A 12,221-nucleotide genomic window follows, 5' to 3' on the forward strand; every position below is an offset into this window, starting at 1 on the left:
TTTATTGGGTTAAGCTAGTGTCTTTGATAAGTGCCGACTGATAACTTTGTCCAGGCTAACTAAACCCCTATTGGGAGGCTCTAGGGAGCAAAACATTACGCGTACAGGTGAGTCCAGTCAGTCATCGGCGGGTTTCCCACGCCCAGGGAACTGGCTCTCCCGTTGGGGTGAACAAGTTGAGATGGTAAGCCAGTACTGAAGGAGGGTCTCCCTCCTTGGAGGTACATGGCGAACCCGTAAGGGTAATTGTCCCATCGAAAGTACATTACAAAAGTACACCGATTCAAGTAACCCCAAGGCGGTAATGGAATAAAGCGAAGGTGCATGAGTCGTGTTTCCTAGGAAGGTCTGTTCGCGCAGCGTGCCGCAGGCATAGACGCGCTCGTTTCCACACATCCCATGAATTTTTATGAAACTGTGTAACGATGCAAGCAGGTGGGAACCCAGGGAAGACAAGGGAACTTCCTCGTGTCCTGTTGCTCCCAATAACACAAACCGTAACAATCAGCCAGACTGAAATCACACAAAAAATTTCTGTATTCACCTTGAGGGGGATGAGTGAAAACTGTAGTCGCCAATAATGTCCTAGATAAGTTAAAGATTGAAATAAAAGCGAAATTCACAACAAGCTGCTGCTAGCTTTCCCTCTGGGAGGGACTTGCGCCATTGTGGGCGGTTTGTGTCAGGATGAAATCACATGTTCCCTAGCGTGAGGTTTTAGCTTGACCGATGCGCTTTTAATGATTTCAATTGAGTGTTTAGCTTAGCAGCTATTCTTTTTTTTTGAAGTTTCCATGTCAACTCTCGTCATCGTCGAATCTCCGACCAAAGCTCGTACCATTCGCAACTACCTGCCACAAGGCTTTCGGGTGGAAGCGTCAATGGGTCATGTGCGTGACCTTCCCCAGTCTGCTAGTGAAATTCCCGCGACTGTCAAGGGAGAGAAATGGGCGCAGCTGGGGGTAAATGTAGAGGCCGACTTTGAACCGCTATATGTCGTCCCTAAAGATAAAAAGAAAGTTGTCACTCAGCTTAAAGACGCCCTTAAAGAAGCAGATGAACTGATCCTGGCAACGGACGAAGACCGGGAAGGTGAAAGCATCAGTTGGCATTTACACCAGTTGCTCAAGCCAAAAGTTCCAACAAAGCGGATGGTGTTTCACGAAATTACCTCTGACGCCATCAAAAAAGCTTTGAAAAACTGCCGCAACATCGATGAACAGTTAGTTCGTGCCCAAGAAACGCGGCGGATTTTGGATAGACTTGTGGGCTATACCCTGTCTCCTTTGCTGTGGAAAAAAATCGCCTGGGGATTATCTGCTGGGCGCGTGCAGTCGGTTGCGGTGCGGCTGTTAGTCACCCGGGAACGCCAACGTCGTGCTTTCCGCCAAGGTTCATACTGGGATTTGAAAGCAACGTTGACCCCCCCTGATTCTCCTAAGCAGTCATTTGCTTCCCAACTGGTCACACTGGGAGGCACAAGGATAGCAAATGGTGGTGATTTTGACGCCGCCACAGGGCAAATTGCCAGCGATCGCAATGTCGTCCTGCTCAATCAGGAGCAAGCCCAAGCCCTTAAGGAACGCCTAACCGGGAAAACCTGGAAAGTCAGCGACCTAGAGGAACGCCCTGTCACACGCAAACCCGCACCACCGTTTACCACCTCGACCTTGCAACAGGAATCTAACCGTAAACTGCGCCTTTCGGCACGGGACACGATGCGAATTGCCCAGAATTTGTACGAACAAGGGTACATTACCTATATGCGTACAGATTCGGTGCATTTGTCGGATCAGGCGATCACTGCCGCCCGTGACTGTGTAGAAAAACTTTACGGGAAAAATTACCTTAGCCCCCAACCAAGGCAATACACCACCAAATCCAAAGGCGCACAAGAAGCACACGAGGCAATTCGCCCAGCCGGTAGCACCTTCCGCACTCCCCAAGAAACTGGTTTAGGCGGTCGGGAACTACAACTGTACGACCTGATTTGGAAGCGTACCGTCGCCAGCCAAATGGCAGACTCTCGCCAAACTCAAATCACCATGCAGTTGCAAGTGGAAGATGCTGGTTTTCGCTCTTCTGGCAAACGCATTGACTTTCCAGGGTACTTACGCGCCTATGTGGAAGGTTCCGACGACCCAGAAGCGGCGCTGGAAGACCAGGAAGTCATCTTGCCTAACTTAAAAGTGGGCGATAGTCCCAACTGTTCCAATCTAGAAGCAGTTGGTCACGAAACCCAACCCCCGGCAAGATACACCGAAGCCACCCTGGTGAAAACCTTAGAAAGCGAAGGCATCGGACGTCCTAGCACCTACGCCAGCATCATCGGCACAATTATTGACAAGGGTTACGCCCAATTGACGAATAACGCCCTTGTGCCCACCTTCACCGCCTTTGCGGTCACGGAACTGTTGGAAAAACACTTCCCCGACATTGTTGATCCCAGCTTTACCTCCAAAATGGAGCAAACCTTGGATGACATTTCCACAGGTGAAGCTAAGTGGCTACCCTACCTAAAGGAATTCTATTTGGGAGACAAAGGTCTAGAAACCCTAGTCAAGGAACAGGAAAACCAAATTGATGCCAATGTTGCCCGGACAGTGGAACTGGAAAATCTAGATGTCAAAGTCCGTATTGGTAAATATGGTGCTTATTTGGAAAAAGAGAATGGTGACGGTGTTGTCACCGCCTCGATTCCCAAAGACCTGACTCCTGCTGACCTCGATCCCCAAAAGGTAGAAACGCTGCTGCGGCAAAAAACCGAAGGTCCGGAACAGCTCGGTCGTCATCCCGAAACTGGCGAACCGATTTATGTGCTTATTGGTCCTTACGGTCCTTATGTCCAGTTGGGTGACAAAACCGAGGAAAACCCTAAACCCAAACAAGCTTCCTTACCTAAAGGTGTAACGCCAGAAAACGTCACCCTTGAGCAAGCTGTTGGTCTTTTGTCACTACCCCGAAAACTAGGAGCTCATCCAGCAACAGGTGCTGAAATCCAAGCGAATTTGGGACGCTTTGGACCTTACGTGGTTCATAACCAAAGTGGTGAAAAAGACTACCGTTCTCTGAAAGCGAGTGATGATGTATTGACAATTTCCTTAGAACGTGCTTTGGAATTGTTATCTGAACCGAAAAAGGGACGCAGTACCAGCAGCAAGTCTAAAGCGGCTGTGCGGGAATTGGGTCCTCACCCCGAAGACGGCGAACCAGTCAATATTTACAATGGTCCCTACGGACCTTACATTAAGCACGGCAAAACGAATGCCAAAATGCCAGAAGGAGTATCTGTGGAAGATATGACCCTTGCTTCAGCGCTAGAGTCGCTGGCATCCAAAGCATCAACAGCAAAATCTACTCGCAAAACAACGAGTAAATCAACGAGTAAATCAACGAGTTCTAACTCTAAATCAACGACCAAGTCGTCAAGCACCACTGCCAAAAAAAAATGACAAACAAGGCTAGTTAAGCTGAAAAGTCCACAGTCAATAGTCTATGAGCATCTAATCTTGACTATTAACTATGGGCTTTTCACACAAAAACGCGACCCAGCAATTGAAGCAAAAAGCCCAAGCCTGATATACCAGGCTTTGGATAAGATGATGAGTCACTGCACGCTCAAAGTGCCGTGACTCTTTGCTAAAATCAGATAAGCCCTAAAGCGGATATGTAAAAAGCCAAAAGGTATAGTCGCCAGTTGAGAGCGAGAACCTAGGGGCATTTCTCAGCCCAAGAATGCCACCGCCTAAAAGACAGTGGGAGTGTCAAACCCATCAAAAACCCTCATTGGTAGGATGCAGTCTCATAGGTGGTGATGTGATACTCTAAAATGTAGGAGAGATAACACCGAATTTTTAAAATTCAAGAAGTGTAAACCATCCTATTTTTAAACCAAAGGTGCAAAAATACTTTGGTTTGTCCGTAAATGATAATAAACATATTTGGAACTATTTCAGGAGCGGTCAGTTCAATGGACTATATAGAAAAGGTGCTAGAAAAGCTTAAGGACTTGGCACGCAAGCTAATAGAAGCCCTTTTGGGACCAGAGGCTGAACAGGAGCCGGAACTTATTCCGATTCCTGTAGATGATCGTTCACGCCGTCGTTAACAAGCATTCATTGTGCAGGACTTGACGTTGCAACCCAACCGCGTTCTGGTGCTACATGGACCAAACCTGAATTTGCTGGGACTGCGAGAACCAGGAATATATGGTTCGCTGACATTGGCTGAAATTAATCGCGCCTTAGAGGAAGAAGCAAAAAAACTACAGGCGAAGGTGTTCCCATTGCAGTCAAATCATGAAGGTGTTCTGGTAGATGCTATTCATGAAGCACTAGGGCAACATGAAGGAATTTTAATCAATCCAGGGGCATACACTCATACGAGTGTAGCGTTACGAGATGCGATCGCTGCTGTTAACTTGCCTACAGTAGAAGTGCATTTGAGTAACATTCACCGGCGGGAAGAGTTCCGGCATCATTCGTATATAGCCCCAGTCGCAATTGGGCAGATCAGTGGTTTTGGGGCACAAAGTTATTTACTAGGCTTGCAGGCGTTAGTGCATCATTTACGGAAGTTATGAATGATGAATGATGGATTATGAATGGAAATAAGGTCATAATTCATCATTGATAATTCATTATTATTGCTATATGCGCTACTCTCTTGGAAGTCGGTTTAAAGGCACAATACTCGGGGCACTTCTTGGAGAAAAGACAGCTTGTAGTCGTAGAAATCAGTTACAGGGTGCAGGGACGTTGAAAATTACATCTTTGCACTGGAGTGACATGGCTATTGAGTGTGCTTCAAGTTTGATTTCTTTGGGTAAATTTGACCAACAAGATTGGCAAAAAGCAAAGCAACAAGAATTGACGAACTTAGAAAATAGCTATGAAGCTATTCTTGCCACATTGCCTGTGGCGCTTTTTTTTCACGAAAATCCGATTAAACTACGACACAACTTACTGCTGGCGGCTCAAATTTGGCAGAATGACTTGGTTGTGCGGGATGGAATACTCGCAGTAGGCTACGCGATCTCAATTGCGCTGACGGAAAAGCTCACTCCAGCAAGCCTCATTTCTCAGACTATCTCCTTTGTTGGAGAAACATCGACAGACTTGCCACAACAATTATTAAAAGTTAATAATTTGTTAGAAGACGGTGCAGGGTTAGAAAGGGTACAAGCCGAATTCAGTAAGGAAGGAAAGTTAAGCCACTCTATTGCTGTGGCTTTTTACTGTTTTCTGAGTACCATAGAAGACTTTCGGCTTTCAGTTTTGCGGGGTCTTCAAAATAGTCATCGTTCACAAGAAATAAGTGCAATTACTGGTGCTTTATCAGGAGCATACAATAGTGCAGTAGGTATTCCCATCACTTGGCAGGTTATGCTTGTGCAAGCAAACTCAACAGAAGGTCAAGTAAGCTCATCTCGTCGGATGGTAGAATTAGCTGATGCGCTTGTAGCTGTGTGGTCAGGAGTGTATGACCTGGCTTTGCATCCAGTCATGGTCACTGAAGAAGGAAGTGCCCTTGCACCACATCTTGTCTCCTTACAAGCAACAGCAGCTCCTCGCGTCATTCGGTTACGCTAATAGTCTTTGGAGTTAACAAAGGCGCTTGTGCAAAACATGACACACTACAAAACCATTTTGTGATAACCAAGTAAATTTTAATACTAATATCGAAAAGCAAACCTGAAATCAAAATCTGTAGGTAGCTATTGTGGCAAATCGGCTTCAAGTATATTCCCGCTTCGGATTGTCTTGTTTTAAGCTATCAGAGTAAACAACTGCGGTCATAGGTGATGAAAACGCAGCAATTTTTTCAGTCCTTGACCCAGAAATTGACTTTCTGGCGGCGAGAGTACAAAGTGCTACACCGTCATATGCATTTATCAAAAACAAGTGGGAAAGACGGATACCCAATAGCAAGAGCGTCAAGCTCAATGACACAATCGGTCAAAGATAAAAAAAATGGTATTTATCCACTAGGTTCGCGCTGGGTGAAAACAAAGCGTTACCCTGTTGTTTTCGCGATCGCAGTTGTCTTGTTGACAGGGGTGATGGGGCAAAAGTTATATAACCAACCCCAGTTGCAGGTGGGGACTTTTGCGCCACAGACGATCAGAGCACCAGCTACTGCGAGAATCGAGAATAAGAAAAAAACAGAGGAAAAGCGCAAAGCCGCAACTCAAAACTTCCTACCAGTGCTGATGATAGATGCGCGAATCAATGCAGAAATTAAGGAAAATTTACAACAGATGCTGCAAGAAGGTAACGAAATTCGTACCTCTGTAGGGTCTTTTCCTTTTTTTGACACTTTCATTCTCTCCGTCTCTACCCAGCGTTACTTGCGTTCCTGTTCCGATGCGGAATGGCAAGCACTGCTGTTAGCAGTAGAAAATACTGGTAAGCACAAATCAGGAGTTTTGGCTCAAAAGCAGACAAGTCAAAGAGGACAGATAAAGCGGATCACTCCCTCATCCTCCTCATCTCCCTCATCTCCCTCATCCTCCTCATCTGCCTCATCTCCCTCATCTGGCCATCTTCCCGTCTCACTTTCTACGTCTTACCCACTCAACACGTTAGACTCAAAATCAAATGATTTGTTCCAAAACATAGACTTTACACAAGCAGTGGAGGAATTAGAAACTTACCGCCTCACAACTTCTAAGCAAAACTTGTCTTCACTGATCGCTCTAATCATAAAAATACGGCAGGGATACAAAGAAGCCAAGACCAAACTGACAGATCTGGTGAGTGCCAAACCAGAAACAGTGTACGATGAAGCTTCCCTACTTGATTTGTCAGATGAGGAATGGGCGAAAACACAGATGGGAATTCAGCTTTCTTTAACGCGGATTCTCACCCAAGGTGTTTCACCGGGGCTACCGCAAAGCATCCTACGAAATGCAGTCAACCTACACGTGCAGACTTTAGTACCAAAAGACGCCGAACCCTTAGCAACCAAACTTTTGTTAGCCGTACTCAAGCCAAATCTTAAAAAAGATGAATTACGAACGCAACTCATAGCTGCAAAGGCTGCTGCTGAGGTAGAACCCGTAATCATCACTGTACAAAAAGGTGAGGTGATTGTCCGCCAAGGACAGAAGATTACTGCATGGAACTTTGATGTACTAGAGCATTACCACCTGATTCAGCGCGAGGTTCATTGGCTGGGATTGATACAGTTAGGAGGTGCTGTCACTGGGTGTGTAAGTATTTTTGCGCTAGTAGAACGGCGGATTAAGTGCCGATTGCGGCAAAGCGATCGCCTGCTGGTGTTGCTGCTTTCCCTAAGTGTGCCACTGGTACTCATGATGGGTACACCGTATACAACCTGGAGTGCTGTTGGTTTGTTGTTGGGTAGCTTCTACGGACCGACTCTCGGCGTGACTGTGATCGGGTTGCTGTCGCTTTTGCTGCCTATAAGTTTAGAAATGAGTAAAATTGCGCTTTTGGCTGGTGCAGCAGGGGGAGTTTTGGGCAGTTACGTAGCACAACGCTTGCGATCGCGCGAGGAACTCGCACTTTTGAGTGTTGCGATCGCCTTTACAGAGGGCGGTGTTTATCTGATCATCAAGCTCCTGATCAGTGCAGCATTTGGTCTTCCTGTATACTACGTCATACTACAACACGCCGGATTATTTGCTTTATCCGGTTTAGTGTGGAGTATCGTGGCGATGGGGTTGAGTCCTTACCTGGAAAAACTATTTGATTTAGTCACCCCAATCCGTTTGGCAGAACTGGCGAACCCTAACCGCCCCTTATTAAAAAGACTTGCTACTGAAACACCTGGAACCTTTCAGCATACGCTGTTTGTGGCGACCCTTGCCGAAGCCGCTGCCAAACACCTAGGATGCAATGTCGAACTTGTCAGAGCAGGTACATTATACCACGATATTGGAAAAATGCACGACCCGATGTCATTTATCGAAAATCAGATGGGGGGACCGAATAAACACGATACAGAAATTAAAGACCCTTGGAAGAGTGCCCAAATCATCAAAAAGCACGTCAGTGAAGGGTTGGTGATGGCGCGGAAGCACAGTTTGCCTTCCTCAATTCAAGCATTTATTCCAGAGCATCAGGGAACAATGCAAATTGCCTATTTCTATCACCAAGCACAGCAAATGGCGTTGTGCGATCCAAGTTTAAAAGTGGACGAAGCAGATTTTCGCTACGATGGTCCAATTCCGCAGTCACGAGAAACAGCAATCGTCATGTTGGCAGATACTTGCGAAGCAGCGCTGCGATCGCTTCGAGACGCCACTCCAGAAAAAGCCCTAGCAATGCTGAATAATATCCTTCGTGGCAGATGGCAAGACAATCAACTAGTAGATTCTGGGTTAACACGAGAGGAGATGAGCCAAATTGCTGAAATTTTCGTGCAAGTTTGGCAGCAATTCCATCACAAGCGCATTGCTTATCCAAAGTCAACAGTAAATAATAAGTAGCTTTTTATAGCTGATGCCAGGTATGTCGAATCACGAACCACCCCAGCATTTACACTTATTAGAAAGCTTTGAGGCAGGATGGGATGGCTTGCACCTCATTTATGAGCTAGAACCCGCTGACGAAATACCTGAAACTCAGTTTGCTCAGCATCTTATTATCATCGCTCTTGATGATTTTCGTGGCAGCTATACGCTGAACGGACGTTGGCAGCATATAGATTATACCAAGGGTGATATTGGCATTTTCCCAGCTAGCCAACCTTTCCCCAAGGCACAGGTTGATCGCGAAGTCCCAATCATCGATTTGTTTGTTGAAAAAGCAACGCTTACCGGTGCTGCTCACGAATTTGTGAATCCAGACCAAATCGAACTTGTGCCGCAGTTGAAGTTACGCGACCCGTTGATTGAGCACATGGGTTTGGCACTCTTAGCTGAGCTAGAAGCAGGAGGCGCAGACAGTCGGCTATACGCAGAGTCAATGGCAACAGCACTCTCCGTGCATTTACTACGGCGATACTCGTCACGCGAACAGCATTTCAAGCACTATACTGGGGGATTACCTAAATATAAGCTCAGGCAAGTGGTCAGCTACATCCATGAAAATTTAGACCAAAACTTGACCTTAGCTGAACTAAGTGCGGTAGTGCAGATGAGTCCACATTATTTTGCAAGTTTATTCAAGCAATCCACGGGACTGACTCCTCATCAGTATGTGACGAAAAGCCGAATTGAGAAAGCAAAACAGTTGTTGGTTAGGCGAGATTTGACACTTGTAGAAATCTGTCAGGAAGTTGGCTTTGAAAGTCAGAGTCATTTCACAAGGGTCTTTCGTCAACATACCAAAACAACACCAAAGATATATCGAGACAGGCTGTGAAGTTTAAAGGAAGATTAGGACATTTTTCGGAAGAATAGGCAAGACAGCGATAGAGGGCGATCGCTAATTTAGTACCTGTCAGCAATTTTCTCCAAGGAGTAGCAAAGTATGGCAGGTGCTAAATCTTTACAAGGATGGAATATCGTTGGTTTTTCAGCAGTAGTCATTGGCACGATAGTTGCTGTTATTTGGCTTGTTCATGGAATCGATGAGCAAGGAATGCGGATGGCAATTCGAGCAACTGCTCGTACCTCATGTGTCCTGTTTCTTTGTGCGTTTATGGCTTCACCACTTCACAGAATTTGGTCAACGCCTCTAACGCCGTGGCTTCTGAGGAATCGCCGCTACCTGGGGCTATCCTTTGCGGTGTCGCATACTTATCATGCGATCGCGATTCTCGGCTTATGGTTTGTAACCTCTGGATCTGCTCTCAAATTTGACCCTTTGGGAACATTAGGGTATATTTTCCTCATTGCCATGACTGTGACCTCGTTTAAGCGCCCAGCCGCCTGGATAGGTCAACCTGCCTGGAAGATTTTGCACACTACCGGAATGCACTATTTCTGGCTAGGTTTTACCCTGGAATTCAGTCTGAGGATTTCCCAGTCAATGTTGATCTATTTGCCGCTTTCGGTTTTGCTAGTTGTAGCAATGATGCTTCGCCTAGTAGCTCCCAGAATGCAGAGGAAGTTAGCCAGTTAGAAACTCAGTGTGCTAGCTTTTTTACCGAAAATTTGGGTTTAAAGCCCCGCCCATAAGAGTGCGGCTTTTTCAAGGTTGACAGCGCATCGCTCATCATGAGATTATACCATTGCCCGTAGTCTAAAAGACTCTTGTGTTAGCGTTCGCGCAGCGTGTCCCCTTGGGACTCAGCGGGACGAAGTCCGGCAAGATTGGGTACTCCCCAACTACAATGCTCAGCTGAGTGCGACATACTGTAGGAAAGAGACAACAGCAATTAATAAATCGTTTCAAACGCGGTCGGGCAGTCCGTGTACGCTTGTGGACGTATCCAAACGGGGATATTTGAATGCTTGCATTTGGGTATTTAGGGAGGACGGTTGAAGCAAGAATCCTCATGCATCGACGGCTGAGGAGTGTCAAAGTATCAAGGAGGCTAGCTGAACAGTGAAGTACGTCTGCGTGTTTTGCGGTTCTAGTATGGGTGTACAACCAGCTTACCAACAAGCGGCTCTTGCAATGGGCGAAGCGCTAGCACGACGGGAGTTGGGTTTGGTGTATGGGGGTGGCAATGTTGGGTTAATGGGTACAATTGCTGATGCCACCTTAGCAGCTGGTGGTGAGGTCATTGGAGTGATTCCAGATTTTATGGTGGCAAAGGAAATTGCTCACGCTGGACTCACACAACTCCACATTGTCAAATCTATGCACGAACGTAAAACTATGATGGCGCAACTGTCCGATGCTTTTGTAGCACTTCCTGGAGGCTACGGAACGCTGGAGGAATTTTGCGAAGTCCTGACTTGGGCACAATTGGGGTTACATCAAAAGCCTTTTGGTCTACTTAATGTCAATGGCTACTATAGCCCACTACTGAAATTTTTTGACCAGGCTGTCACTGAAGAATTTTTACGTCCTATCAATCGCTCTCTGGTATTGGAAGCATCCGAACCAGAAAATTTACTTGATTTATTAGCGAATTATCAACCTCAATACGTTGATAAGTGGATAAGGAAAGAGGTTAAGCCTTGATAGATAAACCAAGATTAAAAGAATAATTTCATTGTAGGCAAGGATTACATTGTCATTTTGGAACAGTACCAAATATTGCTTTTGAAACGGTTGCAACAACCAGAAGCCGGATATTCGAGCATTCAAGGTGGAGCAAACGTATCAAATGGTAGGATTTTGGAATGTTTGATAACGTCTGTAAATTCCTTGCCGAAACTTTCTCCACCGACTTTGCCACTTGGCTATTAGGAGAACCAATTGCCTTAACAGAGTTAAGTCCAAATGAACTGTCGCTAGAACCCATTCGAGCCGATGCACTAATTTTGCTGCAATCATCAGAGGTTGTGCTTCATCTAGAGTTCCAAACTCAACCTGATGCTGATATGCCATTTCGCATGATTGACTATCGACTGCGAGTGTACCGTCGCTTTCCCCACAAGCGGATGCGTCAAGTGGTGATTTATCTTAAACAAACAAGCTCAGAACTCGTGCAGAAAAATATATTTGCCATTCCTGGTACTCGCCATGAATTCGAGGTGATTCGACTGTGGGAGCAGCCAACAGAAATATTGTTACAGTATGCAGGTTTGTTGCCGTTGGCAGTGTTAGGTGCCACAGAGGACCGTAGTAGGATATTACGGCAGGTGGCACAGGAAATAGAAGCGGTTAATGACCGACGGCAACAGAGCAATGTGGCAGCGGCAACATCTATTTTGGCTGGTTTAGTATTAGATCAAAGGTTGATTCAAAGAATATTGCGGCAGGACGTTATGAAGGAATCCGTGATTTATCAAGAAATCAAGGCAGAAGGTCTAGCAGAAGGTCGCGCTGAAGGTCTTCAACAGGGCATTCAAGAAGGGATTAGGCGGGTTGCTATGAATTTGCTTAAAACTGGTATGCCTGTGGAAGAGATAGTCAAGGTGACTGGGTTATCTGTTGAACAGATACAGTCTTTGCAGCAAGACACAGAGTGAGCTAAAAATTCCGTACCCTGGAATATGAAGGAATCCGTGATTTATCAAGAAATCAAAGCTGAAGGTCGCGCTGAAGGTCTTCAACAGGGCATTGAAGAGGGTATTAGGCGAGTTGCTGTGAATTTGCTAAAAAGCGGAATGGCTGTGGAAGAGGTAGTAAAAATGACTGAGTTATCTGTTGAACAAGTACATTCGTTGCAACAACAGACAGAGTGAGCCAGAA

Annotated in this window: 10 protein-coding genes; all 10 read left to right on the forward strand. The window is 46.0% G+C overall.

Annotation, left to right across the window (positions count from 1 at the left end; genetic code table 11):
* The first annotated feature begins 794 nt into the window (after positions 1-794).
* The 10 genes from topA (at position 795) to AACT52_RS01300 (ending at position 12,214) form a co-directional block, all read left to right on the forward strand.
* Complete coding sequence (gene topA, locus AACT52_RS01255; RefSeq protein WP_073629030.1) at positions 795-3,452, forward strand: type I DNA topoisomerase; 2,658 nt, start codon at positions 795-797, stop codon at positions 3,450-3,452.
* Positions 3,453-3,970: 518 nt separating this feature from the next.
* Positions 3,971-4,108, forward strand: a complete 138-nt coding sequence (locus tag AACT52_RS01260) for a hypothetical protein (protein WP_041035496.1) — start codon at positions 3,971-3,973, stop codon at positions 4,106-4,108.
* A 12-nt stretch (positions 4,109-4,120) separates the two neighbouring features.
* A complete protein-coding gene (gene aroQ / locus AACT52_RS01265) occupies positions 4,121-4,582 on the forward strand; it encodes a type II 3-dehydroquinate dehydratase (RefSeq protein WP_073629032.1) in 462 nt (153 codons plus the stop codon).
* 70 nt (positions 4,583-4,652) lie between these two features.
* Positions 4,653-5,591: an ADP-ribosylglycohydrolase family protein gene (locus AACT52_RS01270; RefSeq protein WP_073629034.1), complete on the forward strand. Its 939-nt coding sequence runs from the start codon at positions 4,653-4,655 to the stop codon at positions 5,589-5,591.
* A gap of 212 nt (positions 5,592-5,803) precedes the next feature.
* On the forward strand, positions 5,804-8,455 hold the full coding sequence (locus AACT52_RS01275) for an HD family phosphohydrolase (RefSeq protein WP_073629036.1): 2,652 nt from the start codon (positions 5,804-5,806) through the stop codon (positions 8,453-8,455).
* Between the two features lie 22 nt (positions 8,456-8,477).
* Complete coding sequence (locus AACT52_RS01280; protein WP_198940857.1) at positions 8,478-9,332, forward strand: helix-turn-helix domain-containing protein; 855 nt, start codon at positions 8,478-8,480, stop codon at positions 9,330-9,332.
* Between the two features lie 108 nt (positions 9,333-9,440).
* Complete coding sequence (locus tag AACT52_RS01285; RefSeq protein WP_073629040.1) at positions 9,441-10,034, forward strand: hypothetical protein; 594 nt, start codon at positions 9,441-9,443, stop codon at positions 10,032-10,034.
* Positions 10,035-10,475: 441 nt separating this feature from the next.
* Complete coding sequence (locus AACT52_RS01290; RefSeq protein WP_445263913.1) at positions 10,476-11,045, forward strand: LOG family protein; 570 nt, start codon at positions 10,476-10,478, stop codon at positions 11,043-11,045.
* Positions 11,046-11,206: 161 nt separating this feature from the next.
* A complete protein-coding gene (locus tag AACT52_RS01295; protein WP_073629044.1) occupies positions 11,207-11,998 on the forward strand; it encodes an Rpn family recombination-promoting nuclease/putative transposase in 792 nt (263 codons plus the stop codon).
* A gap of 24 nt (positions 11,999-12,022) precedes the next feature.
* A complete protein-coding gene (locus AACT52_RS01300; RefSeq protein ID WP_073629046.1) occupies positions 12,023-12,214 on the forward strand; it encodes a hypothetical protein in 192 nt (63 codons plus the stop codon).
* Positions 12,215-12,221 lie beyond the last annotated feature (7 nt).

Source organism: Scytonema sp. HK-05, assembly GCF_963872035.1.
Lineage (GTDB): Bacteria > Cyanobacteriota > Cyanobacteriia > Cyanobacteriales > Nostocaceae > Kalymmatonema.

Coding starts and splice junctions, on each gene's coding strand:
- topA (WP_073629030.1), top strand. CDS start 795: ATGTCAACTCTCGTCATCGTCGAATCTCCGACCAAAGCTCGTACCATT.
- AACT52_RS01260 (WP_041035496.1), top strand. CDS start 3,971: ATGGACTATATAGAAAAGGTGCTAGAAAAGCTTAAGGACTTGGCACGC.
- AACT52_RS01270 (WP_073629034.1), top strand. CDS start 4,653: ATGCGCTACTCTCTTGGAAGTCGGTTTAAAGGCACAATACTCGGGGCA.
- AACT52_RS01275 (WP_073629036.1), top strand. CDS start 5,804: ATGAAAACGCAGCAATTTTTTCAGTCCTTGACCCAGAAATTGACTTTC.
- AACT52_RS01280 (WP_198940857.1), top strand. CDS start 8,478: ATGTCGAATCACGAACCACCCCAGCATTTACACTTATTAGAAAGCTTT.
- AACT52_RS01285 (WP_073629040.1), top strand. CDS start 9,441: ATGGCAGGTGCTAAATCTTTACAAGGATGGAATATCGTTGGTTTTTCA.
- AACT52_RS01295 (WP_073629044.1), top strand. CDS start 11,207: ATGTTTGATAACGTCTGTAAATTCCTTGCCGAAACTTTCTCCACCGAC.
- AACT52_RS01300 (WP_073629046.1), top strand. CDS start 12,023: ATGAAGGAATCCGTGATTTATCAAGAAATCAAAGCTGAAGGTCGCGCT.